Below are 23,490 nucleotides of genomic sequence, written 5' to 3' on the forward strand. Positions count from 1 at the left end.
TTAAAAGTTGAGAACTTTAAAAACAATAGATTTCAAAAACATAGAAAATATTCCTCAACTCATCAAAGATTTTGTTGGTAAAAAAAATGAGGGTTTTGAAGAGTTTACCTTTTCGAAAGAAAATTTTCAAAAACAGATTCAAAAGAAAAAATGTTTCTCGGATGAGCAAAGAAAAATTTTATTTGATGAAATAAATACACAACTTTCAGAATTAAAACTTTCAGATCTTCAGCGGGAAAATCTTGAAAATCTTAAAAATTCTCAAACATTTACGATAACAACTGGGCATCAGTTGAACCTTTTTACGGGGCCGGCGTTTTTTATCTATAAAATTTTACAAACAGTAAAAACATGCCTCTATTTGAAACAGCAATTTCCCAATCAGAACTTTGTACCCATCTATTGGATGGCTTCAGAAGATCATGATTTTGCAGAAATCAATCATTTTAAAACGAAAAATGGTTATTACGAAATCAACGAGAAAAATGGAGGAGCAGTTGGTAAAATTAAATTAACAGACACTCATTTTATTTCAGAATTTGAAAAAGAATTTAAAGACAATATTTTTGGTACCGAACTGATATTAATGCTTAAAGAATCTTATCAGTTTGGGAAATCTCTTACAGAATCTATCAGGATTTTGGTCAATAGGCTTTTTTCAGAATATGGCTTGCTTATCATAGATGGTGATGCTGCGTCATTAAAAGCTCAAATGACTGAAATTTTCAAAGACGAAATTTTAAACTCTTCATTATTCAATGCATCTAAAAACAGAGTAGAATTTTTGACAAGCAAGTACGGCAAAGTACAAGTCAATCCAAGAGAAGTTAATCTTTTTTATCTTTCAGAGAAAAGAAACAGAATTGATGCTTTTCAAGAAAGATTTTTACTAAACGATACCGAAATTTCTTTCTCCAAAGATGAAATCGTCGCTGAACTCAGAAATTTTCCAGAAAAATTTAGCCCAAATGCATTAATGAGACCTGTCTATCAGGAAAAAATACTTCCCAATCTAGCTTACATCGGCGGAAATGCTGAAATTATGTATTGGCTGGAGCTTAAAGATTATTTTGAATCATTGCAAATACCGTTTCCCATTCTTATTCCGAGAAATTCTATGCTTTTCGTTGAAGAAAAAGTGTTGAAGAAAATGCATAATTTAAATTTAAATATTGAAGATTTTTTTGGAAATTTCACGAAGGTTACCAACAATAAAATTTTAGATAATAATGAGATTTTAAAAAATTTAGAAGAAAAAGAAAATCTTTTAAAATCTCATTTCGAGAACCTTAAACTGCTTGCCGAAAAAACCGAAAAGTCTTTCGGAAATATGGTAAAAGGGGAAGAAGTAAGACAGATGAAATCTTTTAATAGGCTCAAAAAGAGATTATTAAAAGCGGAAAAGACCAAACAAGGTGAGCTCTTAGAAAGACTTGAAACAATTTTCACGGAAATTAATCCTGCAAAAACATGGCAGGAAAGGGTTTATAATTTCAGCGTTTTTTTTGCTGATTATGGCAATGAATGGCTTGAGACTTGTTTCATTGAGATGGATGTGGAGCAATCACAATTAATTATTGTTGCCATTTAATTTTAAAGAAGTATTTTTGTAAACTATTTAAGATCACAAAATGATTAAAAAGCTTTTCGTTTTATCCAGTTTAATTACATTTTTTGGGCTTTCTGCACAGAAGACTCACAAAGTTGTAAAAGGCGATAATCCATACAATATTTCAAAAAAATACGATATTAGCGTAGATGAGTTTTTTAGGCTAAACCCTAAAACTAAAAACGGTTCTCTTGCAATTGGGCAGATTTTAACGGTGAAATCTTCATCTGCTGCAACCCTGCCGAAAGCTAAAGCTGGTGAGGCAAAAACAAAAGAATTAGGGAAAATAGTTTTACAACCGAAACAAACCATTTATGGTATTACAAAACAGTACAAAATTTCTGAAACAGACCTCAGAAAACTAAATCCTGATCTTGATACGCACACAAAAATTGGTGATGAGATAACTCTTCCTTTAGAAAATATCAAAAAATATGGAGGTTCACAAGCTGTAATTGCTGAGCAACCTACCTCTACACCCACCTCAAATAATAAGACAAAGATTGATTCTGGGAACGATAGAAGCTCAGCTTTTTCATCCCAAAATGATGAGTATGTTACTTATACTGTAGAGTCTGGGGACACTGTTTTCTCAATCGTTAATAAATACGGAATCACCATTGATGAGCTTATTGCCATCAACCCAGATCTGGCTAAAGGTCTCAAGACCGGAATGGTTTTGAAAATCAAAAAACTAGATCCCGCTTATATTAAGAAAACTGGGGATGCTTTAAATGTAGTTTTAATGCTGCCTTTCGGGTACAGCTCAAACGATTCTCAGTACAGAGCCATGGCTCTTGATTTTCTTACAGGTGCTAAATTAGCCATAGAAAGAAATGCGGGTAACGGTCAAAAATTAGATGTGAAAATTGTAGATTCTGGCAACGAAGCTTCATTTAGAAATTCTCTCACACAAATTAACCCAAACAATACAGATTTGGTTATTGGGCCTTTCTTCAAATCAAACGTCATCGATCTTTTAGATTTTACAAAAACACAGAAAATCCCTGTAGTTTCTCCTTTTGCCAACTCTCCAGAATTACACGATTATAGCAATTTGATTATTTTAGAAACAAGCGATTATATTTACGCCGATAAAATTGTAGATGAAGTAAAAGCAGTTTATTCTAATCAGAAAATTTATATAGTTGCTGATGCCAAAAAAGAAAATGCCAATTACCTGAAAGCAGGTTTTGAAAAAGTTTTAAAAAACCCCAACATCATCATCGTAAATTCTGCAGCAGAAGTACAATTAGATCAAAACATGATGACGGGGCAATATGCACCAGTAATCGCTGTTTTAGCCAATGATAACGATGCTGCAGGAGAAGTTTTCTCAAATAAAATCATTACGCTCTCTAAAGAAGTGCAGGGCTTGAAAGCCTTTAGTATGTATTCTGTTTCAAGTTTCGAAAAGAAAGTTGATGATTTGAGCCAGGCAAGTTTGGTTTATTTGATGGATAGAAAAATAGACGCAGACGGAAATTTTGAAAAGGAAATTCTTGCCGCTTACAAAGCTAAATACTGCAAATCTCCCGGTAAATATGCCGTGATAGGATTTGATGTTGTAAATGATATGCTTACAAGAGAAAATAAAAAAGGAGAAATCTTTAAACAGATGAATAAGGTGCAGACACAGCTTGCGACAAAATTTGAGTTTGAAAGAGCGAAAGCAAATGGAGCCTACATCAACAAAGGTTACAGAGTCATTAGACTTATGCCATAATTACTAGAAACTAAACTATTTATAATATTTAATTAAATACATGAAAGCACTTGTATTTCCTGGGCAGGGTTCACAGTTTGTCGGGATGGGAAAAGAATTATACGATTCCCGAAAAGACATTAAAGACCTGATGGAGTATGCCAACGAAATCTTAGGATTCGATATTGTTTCCATTATGTTTAATGGTAAAGATGAAGATCTAAAAAAAACTGAGGTTACACAACCTTCAATTTTCATCCATTCAGTTGCAGCATTGAAAGCGGTAAATGGTCTTGGCGCTGAAATGGTTGCCGGTCACTCTTTGGGAGAGTTTTCAGCATTGGTAGCCAATGGGGTTTTATCTTTTGATGACGGCTTAAAATTGGTTTCTGAAAGAGCAAAAGCAATGCAGGCGGCTTGTGATGCCAATCCAAGTTCCATGGCTGCCATTTTAGGATTAGATGATACTAAAGTGGAAGAAATCTGCGCTACCATCAATGGTATAGTGGTTCCAGCAAACTACAATTGCCCTGGGCAGCTTGTTATTTCTGGAGAAACTTCAGCTGTAGAAGAAGCTTGTGCTAGATTAAAAGAAGCGGGAGCAAAAAGAGCTTTACTTTTACCTGTGAACGGAGCTTTCCATTCCCCTTTAATGCAACCGGCTCAGGAGAGATTGGCTGCAGCAATAGAGAAAACAAAATTCAGAAAAGCCACCATTCCTGTTTATCAAAATATTACGACCACTGCCATCACCGATCCCGAACAGATTAAACAAAATCTTATTGCTCAGCTAACGGGTCCTGTAAAATGGACGCAGTCTGTACAAAATATGATCAAAGACGGTGCTACAAACTTTATAGAAGTAGGTCCTGGGAAAACTTTACAAGGATTAATTAAAAAAATTGATAGCGAAGTTACATCGGCTTCCGCAATTTAATTTGAATAAAAATGGGCGAAATTTATTCACCAGGAAAGCTAATGCTGACTTCAGAATATTTCGCTGTAGACGGAGCTCTTGTCTTAGCGGTACCCACCAAGCTAGGACAAGAGTTTTTTTTTGAAGAAATACAAGACGAAAAATCTCTTATTTTCTGGGAAGCATACCATCAAAACAGATTATGGCTAAAGGCGGTAATCGATTACAAAAATTGGCAAATTTTACAAACCAATATTACTTCTAGTACAGAGTTTATTCTTAAAACTCTTAAAAATGTTCAGAGTCTATCTGAAATTAAATTTAAAAATACTGACTCTTACAAATTAAAAACTAATCTTCAGTTCCCTGCAGATTATGGTTTAGGAAGTAGTTCTACTTTAATGAACAATCTTGCGGAGTGGTCTGAAATTGATCCTTTCTATTTGAATTCTATTAGCTTGGGAGGCAGCGGTTACGACATTGCCGTGGCAAAAGCCAAGTCTGCAGTTTTATTTCAAAATAAACCTGAAATACAATTTGAAAAAGTGAATTTTAATCCAAAATTTAAGAATGAACTGATTTTCATTCATTTAAATCAAAAACAAGATAGCAGAGAAGGAATTAATCTTTATAAATCCAAAATAAAGTCTCAAAACCTTGTTGATGAATTTTCTAATCTCACAAGAAATATTTTATTGTGTGATGAATTAGATAAATTTTCGGAGTTAATGATGTTGCATGAGCAATGTATTTCTGATTTCATTGAAATTCCGACAGTTAAATCGATTTTTTTTGCAGATTGTGCAAAATTTGTTAAAAGTTTAGGTGCTTGGGGTGGCGATTTTGTGATGAGCACGAAATTTGAAGGCTTTGAGGACTATTTTTGGGGCAAAGGTTTTACAACAATTTATGAATGGGGTAGTTTAGTAGATTGTTAATCAAATATTTACAAGTCTTTTTTTTTATTTGTCATTTTCACTTATATGTTTATATTTATCGAAGTTTAACATTTAGTTAATATCAATTGTTAAACAAACAAAAAGCAAAAAGAAAATATAAGTAAAATGAAAAACGCTAAAATCATCCAAGATTTACAAAAATTAGGGATTAAAGGAGAGTATGAATTAACTTATAATCCTTCGTACGAAGAGTTATATCAAGCGGAAATGTCACCTGAAAATCAGGGATTTGAAAAAGCTGAACTTACAGGATCTGGTGCAGTATCTGTACAGACAGGGATTTTCACTGGTCGCTCGCCTAAAGACAGGTATATTGTTCAGGATGATGTTACGAAAGATACTATTTTCTGGGATGGTAAAGTAAATTTGCCAACAACGCCCGAAATTTTCGAATCTTGTAAAGATTTAGTTTTAACTCAACTTTCTAATGCCAAAAAAATCTATGTTGTCGATACATTTTGCGGTACCAATGATGATACAAGACTTAAAGTAAGATTTATCGTTGAAGTGGCTTGGCAGGCGCATTTCGTTACAAACATGTTCATTCGTCCTTCTCATTATGATCTAGAAAATTACGGAGAGCCGGATTTTACGGTTATCAACGGTTCTAAAACAACTAATCCAAATTGGGAAGAGCAAGAATTAAACTCTGAGAACTTTGTGATGTTCAACCTTACAGAGAAGCTTCAGATCATTGGAGGAACTTGGTATGGCGGAGAAATGAAAAAAGGAATGTTTGCGATGATGAATTATTATCTTCCATTGAAAGGTATGGCATCAATGCACTGTTCTGCAAACGTTGGTGAAAAAGGGGATGTAGCTTTATTCTTCGGTCTTTCTGGAACAGGTAAAACTACTTTATCTGCAGATCCTAAAAGATATTTAATTGGTGACGATGAGCACGGTTGGGATAACAACGGAGTTTTCAATTATGAAGGCGGATGTTATGCTAAAGTAATCGATTTGTCTGAAGAGAAAGAACCGGATATTTTCAGAGCAATCAAAAGAGATGCTCTTTTAGAAAACGTTGTAGTCAACAACGGAGTCGCTGATTACAAAGACGGTTCAATCACTGAAAATACGAGAGTTTCTTATCCAATATATCATATCAATAAAATCGTTTTACCATCTAAAGCAGGTCACGCAAGCAAGATTGTTTATCTTTCTGCTGATGCTTTTGGTGTTTTGCCCCCAGTTTCAATCTTAGATGAAGATCAGGCTCAATACCATTTCCTATGCGGTTATACTTCAAAATTAGCAGGAACAGAAAGAGGAATTACAGAACCAGAACCATCATTTTCTCCTGCATTTGGTGAGGCATTCTTAACATTACACCCAACAATGTACTCTAAAACACTGATTGGAAAGATGAAAGAACATGGTGCAAAAGCATATTTAGTTAACACAGGTTGGAACGGAACAGGAAAAAGAATTTCTTTAAAAGATACAAGAGCTATCATTGATTCAATAATTGATGGGTCAATTGAAAATGCGGATAAAATTACTATTCCTGTGATGAATCTTAAAATACCAACTTCATTGCCAAATGTTTCTGAAGGGATTTTAGATCCAAGAGATACATACAATGATGTGGCAGAATGGGAAGAAAAAGCAAAAGATCTTGCTGCAAAATATATCAAAAACTTCGAGCAGTACTGCGGTAATGACGAAGCCAAAAAGCTGATTGCCTCTGGTCCTCAATTACAGGAACAGACCATTTAGAAATAGTGATTAGCCTCATCAATTGATGAGGCTTTTTTATTTTAAAGAAAAATAAGTATAATCAGTTTGATCTGCGAGAGCAAAATTCACACATTCATCTGTGAAAATCTGTGCAATCGGTGAGGGATTATTTCAAACTCAATATCGCCAATCGATAGCCTTCTATCCCAAAACCAGACAAAACTGCATCAGTACAAGCTGCCGTTACAGATTTCTGCCTAAATTCTTCTCTTTTGTAAATATTACTGATATGAACTTCCACTTTCGGTTTCTGAATATTTTTTAAACAGTCTGCAATCGCATAAGAATAATGCGTGAAAGCTCCGGGATTAATAATAACCGCATCAAAATCATCTTCCTGAAGCCTGTTTATCAATTCTCCTTCAATATTGGATTGGTAATAACTCAATTCATGTGAAAGAAATTCAGATTTTAATTTTTCTAAATAATCAACCATAGAAATTCTTCCGTAGATTTCGGGCTCTCTTTTGCCTAAAAGATTTAAATTCGGGCCATTTACAATTAAAATTTTCATAGGTTAAATTTAAAAAGTTTTTTCAATAAGTCGGATCTTTCTATCTAAATCATTTTCAGTAATGGTAAGGGATGCAATATTAAAATTTAAGACAATAAGTAAAGAATTATTTAAACCCACTTAGTATAATCAAAAAAATCTCTACCTTTGTTATAATGAACCTATTCAGATTGATTTTAGCAATGTATTTTGTGGTATTATCCGTAATGCCGTGCGAAGATGTGCATCAAGAATCAGGTTCAAAAAAAACAGAACTATCCTTTAATGTCGACGAATCTCACTCAAAAGACAAAGGCGACATCTGTTCACCATTATGTGTTTGCAATTGCTGTCAGATTACGGTTACAGCTTTTAAAATGGATGTTTCAATGAATATTCCTAAGCAGATACAAACCTTTTTTTCCAAGAAAATTCTATTTCAGAAAAACAATTTTGCCTATCAGGTTTACGACTATATTTGGCAACCTCCTAAGATTTAATTTATTGATTTTAAGTATCTCATGAAGCTTTGCAATATTGTTGCAGAGGCATTCATGATAGTTTCGCATCCTGTCGTTTTTTAAATGATGGAGTGTTCATTTCAATTAAAATTAACAGATTGTATGTCTTTGCATCTTTGCTAAGTAGAACGCGCTTGCGATCTTGAAAACACTTAGTAATCAAAAAAAAACTAAGCATTTTTGCGTTAAAAAATACAGACAATCACAAATTAAATCTCAATTTGTGTTAGATAAAATCATAAAATTTAGTATCCAAAACAAGATTGTTATTAGCATAATGACTTTGCTTTTGATCATCTGGGGAAGTTGGAGCGCCACCAGATTACCAATTGATGCTGTACCTGATATTACCAATAATCAGGTGCAGATTATTACTGTTTGTCCTACGTTAGCAGGGCAGGAGGTAGAGCAATTGGTCACTTTTCCAATTGAACAAAGTATTGCAACGGTTCCCGATATAGAAGAAACCAGAAGTATTTCAAGATTCGGATTGTCGGTAATTACTGTTGTTTTTAAAGATAAAGTAGATATCTATTTTGCTAGACAATTAATCAACGAAAGATTAAAGCAAGCCGAAGAAAATATCCCCAAAGGAATTGGAACTCCGGAACTAGCGCCTGTAAGTACAGGTTTGGGCGAAGTGTACCAATATATTTTGCATCCCAAAAAAGGAAGCGAAAAAAAATACAATGCAAAAGATCTTCGTGCGATGCAAGATTGGATTGTTTCTAGGCAATTGTATGGTACAGAAGGTGTTGCAGAAATTAATGGTTTCGGAGGAGAGTTAAAACAATATGAAGTAGCGGTGAATCCTAATCGTCTGAAAGCGATGGGCATAAGTGTTTCCGATATTTTTATAGCGCTCGAAAAAAACAATCAAAATACAGGTGGGGCTTATATTGATAAAAAGCCGAACGCTTATTTTATTCGCGGAATTGGTTTGGCAACTTCTCTAGAAGATATAAAAAATATCTCCGTTAAAAATTCTGGAAATATTCCTGTTTTTGTAAAAGATGTGGCAGATGTACGTTTTGGTCATGCAACACGCTATGGAGCGATGACGTACAACGGCCAAACAGATGCCGTGGGCGGAGTAGTTATGATGTTGAAAGATGCGAATAGCAATGATGTTGTGAATAAAATTAAAGAAAAAATTCCCACTATTCAAAAATCGTTACCCGCAGATATTATCATTGAACCATTTTTAGACCGAACCGATTTGGTAGATCGAGCCATAAGTACAGTTGAAAAGAATTTAATTGAAGGGGCGCTGATCGTTATTTTTGTTTTAGTTGTATTTCTGGGTAATTTCAGAGCAGGACTCATTGTAGCATCTGCAATTCCTCTATCCTTATTATTTGCTTTGGGAATGATGAATGTGTTTGGGGTAAGTGCCAATTTAATGAGCCTTGGAGCAATAGATTTTGGATTAATTGTAGACGGAGCGGTAATCATTGTTGAAGCTACTTTACACCATTTAGGATTAAGGAAATCGGTTCAAAGATTAACTCAAAGCGAAATGGATGAAGAAGTCTTTCTTTCAGCCTCAAAAATCCGTGGAAGTGCAGCTTTCGGAGAAATTATCATCCTTATTGTTTACATCCCGATTCTTACATTGGTAGGAATTGAAGGTAAAATGTTCTCACCAATGGCCAAAACAGTAGGTTTTGCAATTTTGGGAGCATTGATTCTTTCACTCACTTATATTCCGATGATGTGCGCGCTTTTCCTTTCGAAGAAAACGATTCACAAAATAAATTTTTCGGATAAAATGATGATTTGTCTGCAAAAGATTTATCAACCCTTATTACAGAAAGCGATTAAAATTAAATACATAATTGTTGGGCTTACTGTTGTGTTGTTCTCCATTTCAGCATTTATTTTTAGCAGAATGGGTGGAGAGTTTATTCCACAGTTGCAGGAGGGAGATTTTGCTTTCCATTGTATTCTGCCACAGGGAAGTTCATTAAGCCAGAGTATAGAAACCTCGATGCAGGCTTCAAGAGTTATTAAACAATTGGATGAGGTGAAAATGGTAGTCGGTAAAACGGGTTCTGCCGAAGTTCCTACAGATCCTATGCCTCCTGAAGCTACAGATTTAATCATTGTTTTAAAACCTCAAAAAGAATGGAAATCAAAAAAATCATATACAGAATTATCAGACGAAATTATAGAAAAGCTGAAGGTAATTCCCGGGGTTTTCTTTGAAGCGAATCAGCCAATTCAAATGCGTTTTAATGAATTAATGACAGGGATCCGAGAAGATGTTGCGGTAAAGATCTTCGGTGAAAATATGGATACACTTTCCATTTATGCCGATAAAGTGAGCAAAGTTATTCAAAATGTTGAGGGAGCAACTTCTCCGCAGGTTGAAAGAGTGGGCGGACTTCCGCAGATCAATGTGACGTATGACAGAACGAGAATTGCCAATTACGGATTAAATGTAGAAGATGTCAACAATGTTTTAAGTACGGCGTTTGCAGGAAAAATTGCCGGTCAGATCTTTGAAAATGAAAGACGCTTTGATTTGGTGGTAAGATTAGACAGCCTGTATCGAACAGATATTGATGATGTGAGTAATTTAATGGTTCCAACCAATACCGGAACTCAGGTCCCATTATCTCAGGTAGCGAATATTGAATATAAATTGGGACCTTCCCAAATCAGTCGTGAAGTGGGAAAACGAAGAATTGTGGTTGGTTTTAATGTGAAAGGAAGAGATATAGAAAGTGTTGTGAAAGATATTCAGCAAAAATTAGGAAAAGAGATAAAACTTCCATCTGGATATTATTTTACCTACGGAGGCCAGTTTGAAAATTTAAAAGAAGCCAGTCAACGACTGATGATTGCCGTTCCGGTATCGCTTCTCCTGATATTTATGTTGCTGTATTTTACATTTCATTCTTTCAAACAAGCAACTTTGATATTTACAGCGATTCCGATGAGTGCAATCGGAGGTGTTTTTGCGCTTTTGTTGAGAGGAATGCCTTTCAGTATCAGTGCAGGAATTGGTTTTATCGCATTGTTCGGAGTGGCAGTTCTTAACGGAATTGTATTAATCGGAACATTCAATCAATTAGAAAAAGATGGCGTTACCGATGTATTTAAGAGAGTGATTGAAGGAACAAAAACCAGATTAAGACCAGTTTTAATGACAGCAACCGTTGCTTCTTTCGGATTTTTACCGATGGCAATCAGTACAAGCGCGGGGGCAGAAGTTCAGAAACCTTTAGCAACCGTTGTTATTGGAGGATTACTCACTGCGACTTTCCTTACTTTGTTCGTATTGCCGATGTTGTATATCATTTTTAATTCTAAAATAAATCTTACAGATAAATTGTTGAAAAAGCCTTTAACAGTAATCATTCTAATAGGAACATTATTTTTAAGTCAAAATTTGAAAGCCCAAAGTTCAAGAGAAATTTCTTTGGATCAGGCGATAGAATTGTTACAGGAAAATAACCCTTCCATGAAAGCAAAGGATCTCAATATTCAGTCTTCTGAAGCTTTAATACCAACTGCAAAAGAAATTCCTAAATTGGATTTCAGTGCACAACTCGGACAATACAACAGCCCGAAATTTGACCAGTCTTTTGCTATTTCTCAAACCATTCCGTTTCCCACTTTGTTTAAAGCGAGAAAAGAATTAATTCAGGAAGAAATTAAAACCAAAAAGATAGAAAAACAAGTTACCGAAAATGAATTGATAAAACAAGTAAGGTCTTATTTTTATCAAATTGAATATTTGCAGTACAATCAATCAAAATTGCAATATCTCGATAGTTTGTATGGTGATTTCATCAGAATTGCAACAGTGAGATTTAGGGCAGGTGATATAAAAAAAATAGAAATCAACACCGCGGAAACTCAGAAAGGAGAGATCAGTCTTTTGTTTCAGCAAAATAAGGTACATCTGAATAATGCCTATAAAAATTTAAAGACATTATTAAATACAGATGAAGATATTTCTATTCCGGATTCTCAAAAATATGAGCCTTTGAAAGTTGAATATCTTTTAGACAGTGCAACAGTTGAAAATCATCCTTCGATCCAGATTTTTAAGCAGAATATGGAAGTGCTGGAAAAGAATAAAAATGTTGAAAAAGCACAAGGTTTACCAGATTTCAGTATTGGATATACCAATCAGTCTTTGATAGGTTTCCACACCTTAAATGGACAGGAAAAATATTATGGGTCTGAGAATAGATTCAATGCGGTGACCGTTGGAGTGGCTATTCCATTAACTTTCGGTGCTGCAAAAGCAAGAATGAAATCGCTGGAATACCAAAAGCAGATGGAGGAAAAGAATGCGAAGTTTCAGATGCAACAATTGGATGCTCAACTAGAAAATTCGTTTAATCAATATCAGCAGGATGTTCAGCAATATCAATATTATTTAAATCAAGCGATTCCTAATGCAAAAAGTATTGTAAAAGCCGCTCAGTTGGGTTATAAAACAGGAGAAATCTCTTATGTAGAATATTTGTTTGCGCTTCAAACAGCAACCAATATAGAGCTGAAATATTTGCAATCCATTCAGCAGGTAAACCAAACTGTTATCAATATTAATTCTTTAATCAACAAATAAAATGAAATTTAATATCATCATACTTATTCTTCTGACATTATTTCTTGCCAGTTGTGAAAAATCTGAAAAATCTGAAAGATCAATGGAAAAAACTGAAGAACAATCAGAACATGAAAGTTCTGAGTTGGCAGAACTCACGCAAGAGCAAATGGATGCAGTGGGAATTTCTTTGGGACAAATTGAAATGAAAGAGCTCACATCGATCGTTAAAGCCAATGGAGCACTGAGTGTTCCCAATAATAACAAAGCCAGTGCTACTTCTCTATACGGCGGAGTAATTAAAACATTAAATGTTCAGGTAGGTGATTATGTAAAAAAAGGACAAGTGATTGCTACAATTGCCAATCCAGAGTTTATTCAATTGCAAGAAGATTATTTAACAATAGGAAGTAGAATTATTTTTGCAGAACAGGAATACAAAAGGCAGAGAGAACTTTTCGATAACGATGCCGGAGCGAAAAAAAATCTACAAAATGCCGATGCGGAGTTGAAAACTTTAAGAACAAAAAGAGCTTCTTTACAAAGACAGATTCAGATGATGGGAATTAGTCCCGGAAGTGTTTCCAATAAAAATTTAAGGTCAGGACTTGCCGTTACTGCACCAATTAGTGGTACAATAAGTACTATTTTACTGCAGATCGGAAGTTATATTGATGTTTCATCACCTGTAGCAGAAATTGTTGACAACAGTTCTTTGCATCTCGATTTACAGGTTTTTGAAAAAGATTTGCCATTGATAAAAGTGGGACAGAAAATTCATTTTACATTAACCAATAATCCAGTAGTAGAATATGATGCTGAGGTCTACAGCATAGGAACAGCTTTTGAAAATCAAAGTAAAACTATTCCGATTCATTGCAAAGTAAAAGGAAATAAAAATGGTCTGATTGATGGAATGAATGCCACTGCAGTGGTAAGCCTAGATAATAAATTAATGTCTGCAGTTCCCAACACGGCTATCACAAGTGCTGACGGAAAAGATTATATTTTTCTCGTGAGTGATAAAAAGGCAGAAAATCATAAAGATGTAAAGTCTGAGGAGAAACACAATGAAAAAACGATTAATTTTGAGAGGATAGAAGTAGTGAAAGGGACTTCAGAAATGGGTTACACAGCAATTACACCTGTAAAATCTATCCCGGAAAGTGCGAAAATTGCTACAAAAGGAGCGTTTTTTATTAATGCTAAACTGACAAATTCCGGAGAACACGAACATTAATTTTTTAAATAGTAGGAAAAATAATTGCTCACACATAAAAGAAATTTAAGGATTAACGAGATCAGGCTTTTTGCCAAAGGAATTTGAGAAAACTGTTTAGAAAGCTTGCAATAATATGGCGTTGAGTTTACATCTAATCATGCAAAAATGACATTCATCATGATATGCAATCAAACCAAATATTCTACACTATATTTGTAGTAAAGATTTGATACTTGAAATTTCTCTTATCCTTTTTTATCATTTTTACCATTGCAATCCGTCCGGTTTTGCCATTAATTAACTATGCAGTTAATTATGATTACATTGTAAAAAATCTTTGTGAGAATAGAAAATTGATGGAGTCTGACTGTAAAGGAAAATGTTTCGTCAAAAAAGAATTAGCAAAAACAGAAAAGCAATCTAATAACAGTCAGAATATAAAAATTCCAGGATTAGATATTTTTTTATCTCTTGACGTTTTTGCTTTTTCAGATCATTCACAATCATATATTAAATTAGAAAAGTACAATCCGTATAATACAGATTTCTATACTTCAGACTATTTTTCTAAAATATTTCATCCCCCTTTAGTATAAATTCTATTTAAACTAAATTGTTCGTTCATTTAAATTTATTTACTTATTTAAGGTTTAGAAATGCGTCTTATATGCTGAAAAATATTTTAGATTTACTAAGAAAAACCGTAATCATTCAAATCTTTTACTAGCTTAAATTTCAGATAAACAAAATTAAATTTAGTTTAATAACAAACTGATTGTTCACATTCCGTCATCATTGAAAACCCTTTGCACAGTTTACGCCCTTACCGATATTTTTTTTTAAATTGTAATGGAATCGGTGAATTTTCATCTGCGAGCCTTAAAAACGGATAGTAGCTAAAAAAAACTTTGTGAACTTGGCTTCATCATTAATAACGGACAATAAAAAACAATCTTTATTTTCATTAAAAATCATCATTCATTTTAAATTTAAATTCAATGAAATTCAAAATAATTTTCACGGTATTAATGTCTTTCTCTTTATTTTCTTGTGCTCAAGAAAGTCCGAAAATAAAACATAAAACAAAAACTACAGCTTCAAATTCAAAAACAAAAACTGTAAAATTCGCCAATTCTATTGACCCAATTTGCGATATGAAAACGGAACCTGATATGAAGCATACGGCAATCTACAAAAATAAAACGTACGGTTTTTGCAGTAGCTATTGCAAGGATGAGTTTAATAAAGATCCTGAAAAATATGTCCAAAAATAAAATGGCAGAAAACAGTGCAAAAAAGAAGATAGTTGTTCCTATTGCGATAATTGCTCTACTGTTTTTAGGAATAGGATTTGGAATGAGCTACTTTAAAAGCAGTCTTTATAGCGTGATGAAAGTTCCGGATTTTGAACTAACCAATCAGGATAATAAAAAAATGACCAACAAAGACATGCTTGGAAAAGTGTATTTAGTAGAATTTTTCTTCAGTAAATGCCCAACGATTTGCCCGGTGATGAACTCCAATATGAGAGCCATTGAAGATGAAATCAATAATCCGGATTTTGGAATTATCTCCATCAGCATAGATCCTGAAAATGACACACCAGAGCTTTTGAAAAGTCATGCTCAAAGAATAGGTGTACAATCTCCAAACTGGCATTTTCTTACTGGTGACAGAGCCTACATTGGTCATCTGGCGGATCAGTTTGATATTTACGTAGGAGATAAAGAAGATGAAAGCGAAAACCTCAATCACAGCGGAATGATTGCTTTAGTAGATAAAGAAGGAACTATTCGTTGCAGATACAACAAAGAAAATATGCCGATTCTTTATTATTCAGGATTAAATTATGAAGATGCCGAAGGAAAAATCCCTAAATTGAACGGTAAGTTTCACCCAGACCGAGAAATTCTAATACAAGATATAAAAAAATTATTGAAATAAGATAAAATACTGGAAGCTAAATGATTGATTAACAATCATTAAAAACACTGTTTCCAACTAAATATTCAACCATATAAACAAAACGTTATGAAGATTTTTAAAGTAGCTGCATTTACTGCAGTATTTGCCGCGCAGTTTGCGCTTGCACAGTTTAAGCAGACGGCTTTACCTTATGCATACAATGCCTTGGAAGGAAATATTGATGCCCAAACAATGGAAATTCACTATTCAAAACATGCAGCTGCTTACGTTGCTAATTTGAATAAAGCAATTGCGGGAACGCCACAGGAAAAGCAAACTTTGTTTCAGATTCTTTCAAAAGCAGGAACTTTGCCAATGGCGGTAAGAAATAATGCTGGTGGACATTACAACCATGAGTTATTCTGGACGGTTCTTACACCACAAAAAGACACAAAGCCATCAGCAAAATTAATAAAAGCAATCACCGATGCTTTCGGAAGTATGGATGCTTTCAAAGAAAAAATGGCTAAAGCTGGAGCAGACCGTTTCGGTTCTGGTTGGGCTTGGCTTTCTGTAGATAAAAGTGGGAAATTATTTGTTTCTTCAACACCAAATCAAGATAATCCGTTAATGGATGTTGTAGAAGAAAAAGGAACGCCAATCTTCGGAATCGACGTTTGGGAGCACGCTTACTACCTGAAATATCAAAACAAAAGAGCTGATTATTTAACTGCCATCTGGAACGTAACCAACTGGAAAGAAATCAGCAGAAGATACGACGAAGCTTTAAGCAAAAAATAATATTTTGAATTTAATTTGCAGCATATTCCTCACCTTTTTTACGGTATTCAGGCCTCTGATTCCGTTGGTGGAGTATGCTGTGAATTATCAATACATCAGCGAAGAACTCTGCGTTAACAAGAAAAATATTGACCTCCATTGTAACGGGAAATGTTATTTGGCTAAAAAGTTATCTAAAACTACCGATACCGATTCTTCACCACTTTCAAAAGGGAAAAATTCCGTTCAAAAAGTACTGGATTTTTACATTCCTACAGAGGTTTTCAAAACGTCAATCGAGAACAATTTCTCATTCCCAAACCTGAATTTTACTTACAAAACAGGTTACACATTCCTCTTTCTGAAAAACATTTTCAGACCACCCATTTTTTAGTTGATCATATCAATTTTTTGGGCGATTCCCTCTCCAAAGCTAAAGCCTTAGCTCGGGTCGGGCTGTCCGCTCATATCTTTTTGTCTTGCCAAGTGAGTCTATAAAAACAACGATTCGGAAAAGACAAAAAGGATAACCGCTACCATCCCTATCGCGTATGGAGCATAAAACAACATTTCAACTAAAAAATCAAAATCAGAATGAAATCGCCTTTACTAAAGTTCGAAAGCAATAACTATTTGTGTAGGTGATTACATATGACCATTAAAAAAAATAAGAAAATTACATATGAAAATTTATAAATTTTTATCATTATTCTTTATTGCCATTAGTTTTTTAACCTTTACATCGTGTCGTAACAACGATGAAGAAGATTCTTCACCAGAAGCAAAAGGAAAACTCCAGCTCAAATTTGAAAACGGATTCAATAATCTCGGAAATATTGTGCTCAATCAAACTACTCAAACGTCTTCCAGCGGACAAAAACATCAGTTTTCAACCTTAAAATATGTCATCAGCAACATCAGTCTAATCGACGAAAACGGAAATGAGTTCAAATACCACGAAAATAACCCCGACAAAGGTGCTTTTATCATCAATCAGGAGAAAGCCGTTGCCGGAATTGTTTATGTAGACTTAGATGAAATTCCGAAAAACAAGTATAAAAAAATAAAATTCGGATTAGGGATCAGTCAGAATGCTTATTTACTCGGACAAAACGGACAGGCCGAGTTTTGGGAAAAAGCCAAGAAAGAAAGTCTCACCTGGTCTTGGGCTGCCGGATATATTTTCGTAAAACTCGAAGGGAAATACGGAGCGAGTTCTACCAACACAGAATTTATGAACCACACCGGAAACATGGGAAATGTAGCCGCCAATAATACTCCAGATTTGTATCGTGAAGTCACTTTGGATCTTCCAACAACCGCAAGAGTCTCGGCAACAGTAAAACCTTCGATTCATATTTTGGCAGATTTCAACCAATATTTAAGTGGAGAAACTGCTTTAAGCTTTTCAACGGCTAATAATATGGCGATGGGCTCCAATCAGCATTTAGTGAATGTGACGAATAATTTAACGAAAATGTTTAAAGTAGATCACGTTCACAATGACTAAGCTTATTTTAAAAACAGGATTATTAATCTTTGCTTTTATGAATTTTGTTTCTTGTTCCGATGAGGTAACTCAGCCTTTAGAAAAAGATGAAGCAGTAAATCTTCAGTTTCCCTCTTATTTTCCGGAAATGACTTTTGATCAAGATGAAAATCCAATCACAAAAAATGGAGTAGAATTGGGCAGGAAATTATTTTATGAAGGCAAACTTTCAAGAAATAATACCATTTCCTGCGGTTTCTGTCATATTCAGGAACATGCTTTTACCCATCACGGTCACACGGTGAGTCATGGAATTGACAACCAATTAGGAATCAGAAATGCTCCGCCAATCCAAAACATGATTTTTCTTAAACGATATATGTGGGACGGCGTAATTCATAATTTAAATCAACAGCCCATTATTCCTATTACAGATGCAAAGGAAATGGATAGTTCGATGCCTGATGTAGTTGCCAAACTCAGTAAAGAGGATTTTTATAAAAAATTATTTAAGCAGACTTACGGAGACGAAAGTATTACAGGAGAACGAGTCTTGAAAGCATTGTCACAGTTTATGGCAACTTTGATTTCAGCAGATTCTAAGTATGATCAGTTTAAACAAGGAAACGTAAATTTATCCTCTCAAGAATCTCAAGGAAGGGTTTTGTTTCAACAAAAATGTGCTTCCTGTCATAAAGGAGAATTGTTTACCGACGAAAGTTTCAAAAACACCGGAATGTATTACAATACCCAATTTAAAGATGCAGGACGATATCGTGTGACGCTGGATCAAAACGACTGGATGAAATTCCGTGTTCCCAGCTTAAGGAATGTAGAGTATACGGCGCCTTACATGCATGACGGAAGGTATTACACTTTAGAAGCAGTACTCAATTTTTATTCTGATAATGTTGAGGATAATCCTAATCTCGATCCGCAGTTAAAACAGAATAACCATGTCGGAATTGCGATGAATGCTCAGGAAAAACAATTCATCATTGCTTTTCTGAAAACATTATCAGACAAAAATTTTATCTCTAATCCGAAATTCGCTGAATAATTTAACAGAAATGAAGAAAATAGTTTTTATCATAAGTCTGATTTCACTTAACAGTTTTCAGGCAAAAACAGGGAATGACAGTTTACACATTTCAAATAATTTTCAAGATGAGATGTTATTCAATGAATGCGATGCCTGTGGTTGCGCAGCAGGAAACGGATCTTCTGGTTTTGAGTCTCTCTTAAACCCACAGTTTATCGGAATTAAATATTTTGCTCAGCATTATAAAGCGAAAGAGAATTTATTTGTTAAAGATTTAACGCAAGATGAGTATTTCAATACCATTCAGCTTTGGGCAAAAATTCCTTTGACTCAAAAATTGAGTGTTTATACAAGTTTACCGTTTCATTTTCATGAAAAGAAAACTTTGCAGGGCAACATCAAAATCAATGGAATCGGAGATTTTAATGTAATGGGAATTTATCAGTTGATCAATTCAAAAGACAATAGTCATCAGCTGAATGGTGGAGTAGGAGTAAAAGTTCCGCTCGGAAAGTTTGATGAAAAAGGAATTTCCGGAGTTAATCCGAGTTTTCAGTTGGGAACCGGAAGTTGGGATTATCAGGCAGTTCTGAATTACAGATTTCAAAAAAATAAACTGGCAGTGCTTCTCAATACCGATTACACAATTAAAACTGAAAACAAAAAACACTATCAGTTTGGTAATCAGTGGAATTATTCAGCCACAGGTTTTTATGAAATCTTTGGAAGTGAAAAAAGCATTCTTTCTTCAAAATTTGGTTTTCAGGGAGAAGTCTATGACCGAAACCGCCAATATAAAGAAGTGCTTCCGAAAACTTCCGGAAGTGCTTTGTACGGTAAGTTTGGTTTTGAAGCTTCTTACAAAAAATTCAGTCTGGGAACAGAACTAATGCTTCCGACTTACACCAATCTGGCAGGCGGAGATATTGAAGCGAAATCAAGATTTTATGTATTCCTTAATTTTGGAATTTAAAACAAGAAACCGCATGTTATTACGCATGCGGTTTTTAAGTTTATTGTAATTTGTCAAAATCATTAATATACAGTGAAGTTATACTTCCTTCGATTAAATTTTTATTATTATGTCCAATATCTTTTCTAATTTGATTCATGAATTGTTCCTGATGAAGAATTACTTCTCTCAAGCTAATTCCTTGGTTTGCTGAAAACTTCGTTAAATTATTTTTCCAATCAATATAAGATTTCAATATATGATCAGGAAACCATATTATAGCTTTTTGATTAAATTCGCGAAAAAACTTTACCATTTCGTCATTTGTTATTTCTTCATCAGTGTTATTTTTTAGCATTACACTAAAATAAAAATTGAAAAATTCCTCATAAATTGGTATTTTTTTATTTCTAATCTCTAGTTCGATAGCCTTTTTCCTTTCCAAATATCTCGTTATGTAAAAGCTACTTATTGTAATTGTTCCACCAATGATTGTTATAAAAATATTGATATCAATTTTACTGAAATTTTCGAACGCAAATATGGTTAATTTATATATTAACCAACAAATTCCAAGAATAAATAACATTCCAATTATTCCATTGACTAAATTTGATTTATTTTTCATGATTTTATACTGTTTTTAAAATAGTTGTAAATTTATCAAAAATAAAAAAAGAGATTTCAAAACTGAAATCTCTTTTTGTAGCCCGTAGGGGAGTCGAACCCCTCTTACCAGGATGAAAACCTGAGGTCCTAACCGATAGACGAACGGGCCATCTACCATCACACTATAAATAGCGGGTTAGTAATTTTGAATTTTTAAAAGTTTCAATTCTTTTTAGTAGCCCGTAGGGGAGTCGAACCCCTCTTACCAGGATGAAAACCTGAGGTCCTAACCGATAGACGAACGGGCCTACTATAATTAATTACGCTAACTTGTTAACGTGCTTAGTCAATTTACTTTTCAAGTTAGCCGCTTTGTTCTTGTGGATAATATTTTTCTTAGCTAATTTATCCAATAAAGCGATAACTTTTGGCAATTGTTCTGTTGCTGCAGTTTTATCCTCTTCATTTCTTAACCCTTTGATTGCTGTTCTAGCAGTCTTGTGGTAGTATCTGTTACGAACTTTTCTAACTTCGTTTTGTCTTATTCTTTTAAGTGCTGATTTATGATTTGCCATATCGTTCAAATGTGAGTGCAAATTTATAAACTTTTTTTTTACCAGCCAAATTTATTTTAAAAAAAAATAAACTTTATTCTGAGAGGTATTTTTTTAGTTTATCTAATGCTTGTTCTAATTTTATATTCTGTTGTTCTTTTTCTATTTTTCTGATTATGCTCGTTAGCATGCTCAGTGCATTATTCCATTCCCCAGTGTTGTTGGTGAACGTTATTCCGTCAATCAGTACCTCAAAGGCACTTCTCTCACCGTTCCTGTAGAGTCTGAAACTTATTTTATCATCTCTGCCTGTAATCCCTTCTTCATTGATTTTTAAATCGTAACTTTTTGGGTTCGAGTGGATTTTATTAAAAAGCAATTTTGCTTCCTGTATTTTTAAATCCGGCATGATATCAAATTTGGTAATCTAAGAGTTATATACATTCTAGATTTACGATATTTAGAGACTTAAAGATTTGTAAAAACAAAATTATTTAAAAAACCAATATCCTCATCCGTCAAAGTAAAAAAACGCCTAATCTCCCTTTTAGATTGGTGCAAAGGTAATATTTTTTTCTTTTTTTCAAAATAGAGATATTAAATTAATCTAAATTTTTGTTAAAATGCTAATTATCAGCTCGAAATAAATAGCTTATCAATTATTATTTTTAATTTTTTTCCTAATTAATGGTGTTTTAGTTGTACAGCAGTTGTGTTTTTTGCAATTTCAATAATTTTAACTGCTGTAGTTTCCTTTGTGAAAAGTATATTTTGTAAAAAAGTATTGATTTGTCTTTTGGTTTGAAGAAAAGAAAAATGTCTTGAAATTTTATTTTTTTAATAGGCTCTAAGTTGGTGCAAATAATAATTTCTGCCAAATTGAGTACCAATGGAATTTTAATTCTAATTTTGAACATTATATTTCTACAGAATTGAACACCATATTAATCATCGATGATGAGGCTAAGATAAGATCGCTGCTCTCAAGAATTATCAGCTTGGAAGGGTTTCAGGTTTTCGAAGCAAGTAATCTAAAAGCAGGTCTCAAAAGACTTGAACTATCGGATATTGAAATCGTTATTTGCGATGTTAAACTTCCTGATGGCAACGGAGTGGAGTTTTCGAAAATTGTTAAAGAAAAATTTCCTTTCGTGGAAATCATTCTGTTAACAGCCTTCGGGAATATTCCGGATGGTGTGATGGCTATAAAAAATGGAGCTTTCGATTATATTACCAAAGGTGATGACAACACCAAAATTCTTCCACTTATTTATAAAGCTTCTGATAAGGTAGCTTTGAATAAGAGGGTTATTCATCTTGAAAAACAGTTGAATAACAAACAGTCTTTCGATAGCATTATAGGAAAATCAGACGTTTTAATTTCTGCCATTGATTCTGCTAAAAAAGTATCTGGAACCGATGCTACCGTTCTTCTTACCGGAGAAACGGGTACTGGAAAAGAGGTTTTTGCTCAAGCCATCCATCATTCTAGTAAAAGATGTAAAAGGAATTTTATTGCCATAAACTGTTCAGCTTTTGGAAAAGATTTGTTGGAAAATGAACTGTTTGGTCATAAAGCAGGCGCTTTTACCGGTGCTCTAAAAGATAGTAAGGGTATTTTTGAAGAAGCCAATCAGGGAACGGTTTTCCTTGATGAAATTGGTGAAATGCCTTTAGATTTACAGGCAAAGTTATTGCGAGTGTTAGAATCTGGAGAGTTTTTGAAAGTAGGTGATAGCAAACCAACTAAAACCGATGTCCGAATTATTGCAGCAACCAACAGAAATTTAAAAACAGAAATAGAGAATGGAAATTTTCGTGAAGATTTGTATTACAGAATCAATATTTTCCAGATTAAACTTCCTTCATTAAGAGAAAGAGTAGCTGATATTGAATTGTTAGTTAAATTTTTCTTGAAACGTTTTTCGCTTAAAAGTGGTAAAAATATCACTTCTGTATCTTCAGATTATTTAAAAGCATTAAAAAATCATCCTTGGAAGGGTAATATTCGCGAATTTAGAAATGTAATTGAACGAAGCGTGATTCTTACAGATTCATCTGAATTAGAAATAGATAGTCTTCCTTTGGATATTTCGGTTTACAATAACGAGATAGATTCTTCTCAAACAAAAATGATGTCTGCATTTTCAATGGCAACTGCAGAAAAAATGCAAATCCAGAAAGTTCTTATTCATACCAAAGGCAATAAAGCAGAAGCTGCTCGTTTGCTCGAAATAGGTATTGCAACCTTGTACCGAAAGGTTGAAGAATACAAAATTTCGTAAAAATATTTCCGTTTTGATAACGACCCTATCATTTTGATAGGGTTTTTTATGTTCTATAAATACGTTGATTTTCAATAAAAACTTGGTTTTCAGTGTTTTGCGATGTTTTTGTGTGTGAAGGTATAAATATTGGCATTAT

21 protein-coding genes and 2 tRNA genes are annotated in these 23,490 nt (G+C 33.9%); 17 read left to right on the forward strand and 6 right to left on the reverse strand.

Going from position 1 to position 23,490, the window contains the following annotated elements; translation table 11 throughout:
• The first annotated feature begins 7 nt into the window (after positions 1 to 7).
• The 5 genes from bshC to pckA all read left to right on the forward strand — a co-directional run bounded on the left by bshC (position 8) and on the right by pckA (position 6,911).
• The gene (bshC, locus tag BW939_RS02510; RefSeq protein WP_076449478.1) at positions 8 to 1,591 is read left to right on the forward strand and encodes a bacillithiol biosynthesis cysteine-adding enzyme BshC; all 1,584 of its coding nucleotides are present in this window, start codon (positions 8 to 10) and stop codon (positions 1,589 to 1,591) included.
• Between the two features lie 40 nt (positions 1,592 to 1,631).
• On the forward strand, positions 1,632 to 3,335 hold the full coding sequence (locus BW939_RS02515) for an amino acid ABC transporter substrate-binding protein (RefSeq protein WP_105170171.1): 1,704 nt from the start codon (positions 1,632 to 1,634) through the stop codon (positions 3,333 to 3,335).
• A 40-nt stretch (positions 3,336 to 3,375) separates the two neighbouring features.
• On the forward strand, positions 3,376 to 4,251 hold the full coding sequence (fabD, locus tag BW939_RS02520) for an ACP S-malonyltransferase (RefSeq protein ID WP_076449480.1): 876 nt from the start codon (positions 3,376 to 3,378) through the stop codon (positions 4,249 to 4,251).
• Between the two features lie 11 nt (positions 4,252 to 4,262).
• Entirely contained in the window at positions 4,263 to 5,168 is a 906-nt protein-coding gene (locus tag BW939_RS02525; RefSeq protein WP_076449482.1) for a GYDIA family GHMP kinase, read from the forward strand.
• A gap of 126 nt (positions 5,169 to 5,294) precedes the next feature.
• Entirely contained in the window at positions 5,295 to 6,911 is a 1,617-nt protein-coding gene (gene pckA, locus BW939_RS02530; protein ID WP_076449484.1) for a phosphoenolpyruvate carboxykinase (ATP), read from the forward strand.
• A 127-nt stretch (positions 6,912 to 7,038) separates the two neighbouring features.
• Here the strand turns inward: pckA and BW939_RS02535 are convergent, their stop codons facing one another.
• Positions 7,039 to 7,446 (reverse strand): type II 3-dehydroquinate dehydratase, encoded by a 408-nt coding sequence (locus BW939_RS02535; protein WP_076449486.1) that lies wholly within the window; start codon positions 7,444 to 7,446, stop codon positions 7,039 to 7,041.
• Positions 7,447 to 7,601: 155 nt separating this feature from the next.
• Here BW939_RS02535 and BW939_RS02540 point away from each other — a divergent pair, with 155 nt between their 5' ends.
• The 11 genes from BW939_RS02540 to BW939_RS02590 all read left to right on the forward strand — a co-directional run bounded on the left by BW939_RS02540 (position 7,602) and on the right by BW939_RS02590 (position 19,924).
• Positions 7,602 to 7,925, forward strand: a complete 324-nt coding sequence (locus tag BW939_RS02540) for a DUF6660 family protein (RefSeq protein WP_076449487.1) — start codon at positions 7,602 to 7,604, stop codon at positions 7,923 to 7,925.
• Between the two features lie 244 nt (positions 7,926 to 8,169).
• Positions 8,170 to 12,534, forward strand: coding sequence for a CusA/CzcA family heavy metal efflux RND transporter (locus BW939_RS02545; RefSeq protein WP_076450115.1), 4,365 nt, complete (start codon positions 8,170 to 8,172; stop codon positions 12,532 to 12,534).
• Position 12,535: 1 nt separating this feature from the next.
• Positions 12,536 to 13,753, forward strand: coding sequence for an efflux RND transporter periplasmic adaptor subunit (locus BW939_RS02550; protein ID WP_076449488.1), 1,218 nt, complete (start codon positions 12,536 to 12,538; stop codon positions 13,751 to 13,753).
• 215 nt (positions 13,754 to 13,968) lie between these two features.
• Positions 13,969 to 14,331, forward strand: a complete 363-nt coding sequence (locus BW939_RS02555) for a hypothetical protein (RefSeq protein ID WP_076449489.1) — start codon at positions 13,969 to 13,971, stop codon at positions 14,329 to 14,331.
• A 402-nt stretch (positions 14,332 to 14,733) separates the two neighbouring features.
• Positions 14,734 to 15,009, forward strand: coding sequence for a YHS domain-containing protein (locus BW939_RS02560; RefSeq protein WP_076449490.1), 276 nt, complete (start codon positions 14,734 to 14,736; stop codon positions 15,007 to 15,009).
• The gene (locus tag BW939_RS02565; protein WP_228417086.1) at positions 14,996 to 15,679 is read left to right on the forward strand and encodes an SCO family protein; all 684 of its coding nucleotides are present in this window, start codon (positions 14,996 to 14,998) and stop codon (positions 15,677 to 15,679) included. Before BW939_RS02560 ends, BW939_RS02565 begins: the two co-directional genes overlap by 14 nt.
• 87 nt (positions 15,680 to 15,766) lie before the next feature.
• A complete protein-coding gene (locus tag BW939_RS02570) occupies positions 15,767 to 16,441 on the forward strand; it encodes a superoxide dismutase (RefSeq protein ID WP_076449491.1) in 675 nt (224 codons plus the stop codon).
• 4 nt (positions 16,442 to 16,445) lie between these two features.
• Positions 16,446 to 16,814 (forward strand): hypothetical protein, encoded by a 369-nt coding sequence (locus BW939_RS02575; protein ID WP_076449492.1) that lies wholly within the window; start codon positions 16,446 to 16,448, stop codon positions 16,812 to 16,814.
• Between the two features lie 288 nt (positions 16,815 to 17,102).
• Positions 17,103 to 17,930, forward strand: coding sequence for an MbnP family protein (locus tag BW939_RS02580; RefSeq protein WP_084566573.1), 828 nt, complete (start codon positions 17,103 to 17,105; stop codon positions 17,928 to 17,930).
• Complete coding sequence (locus BW939_RS02585; protein ID WP_076449493.1) at positions 17,923 to 18,969, forward strand: cytochrome-c peroxidase; 1,047 nt, start codon at positions 17,923 to 17,925, stop codon at positions 18,967 to 18,969. Before BW939_RS02580 ends, BW939_RS02585 begins: the two co-directional genes overlap by 8 nt.
• A 10-nt stretch (positions 18,970 to 18,979) precedes the next feature.
• A complete protein-coding gene (locus tag BW939_RS02590; protein ID WP_076449495.1) occupies positions 18,980 to 19,924 on the forward strand; it encodes a transporter in 945 nt (314 codons plus the stop codon).
• Positions 19,925 to 19,964: 40 nt separating this feature from the next.
• On the opposite strand, the gene BW939_RS02595 is transcribed toward BW939_RS02590, so the two are convergent.
• The 5 genes from BW939_RS02595 to BW939_RS02615 form a co-directional block, all read right to left on the reverse strand.
• Positions 19,965 to 20,531, reverse strand: a complete 567-nt coding sequence (locus BW939_RS02595; RefSeq protein ID WP_076449497.1) for a hypothetical protein — start codon at positions 20,529 to 20,531, stop codon at positions 19,965 to 19,967.
• Positions 20,532 to 20,609: 78 nt separating this feature from the next.
• Positions 20,610 to 20,681 (reverse strand) — tRNA-Glu (locus BW939_RS02600).
• A gap of 67 nt (positions 20,682 to 20,748) precedes the next feature.
• Positions 20,749 to 20,820, reverse strand: a tRNA-Glu gene (locus tag BW939_RS02605).
• A 12-nt stretch (positions 20,821 to 20,832) separates the two neighbouring features.
• On the reverse strand, positions 20,833 to 21,087 hold the full coding sequence (gene rpsT, locus BW939_RS02610) for a 30S ribosomal protein S20 (protein WP_047442289.1): 255 nt from the start codon (positions 21,085 to 21,087) through the stop codon (positions 20,833 to 20,835).
• 73 nt (positions 21,088 to 21,160) lie between these two features.
• Positions 21,161 to 21,475 (reverse strand): hypothetical protein, encoded by a 315-nt coding sequence (locus tag BW939_RS02615; RefSeq protein WP_076449499.1) that lies wholly within the window; start codon positions 21,473 to 21,475, stop codon positions 21,161 to 21,163.
• 523 nt (positions 21,476 to 21,998) lie between these two features.
• Between BW939_RS02615 and BW939_RS02625 the strand changes: the two genes are divergently transcribed.
• Positions 21,999 to 23,351 (forward strand): sigma-54-dependent transcriptional regulator, encoded by a 1,353-nt coding sequence (locus BW939_RS02625; RefSeq protein ID WP_076449503.1) that lies wholly within the window; start codon positions 21,999 to 22,001, stop codon positions 23,349 to 23,351.
• The last annotated feature ends 139 nt before the right edge of the window (positions 23,352 to 23,490 follow it).

The sequence above is a fragment of the Chryseobacterium piscicola genome, assembly GCF_900156685.1.
Lineage (GTDB): Bacteria > Bacteroidota > Bacteroidia > Flavobacteriales > Weeksellaceae > Chryseobacterium > Chryseobacterium piscicola.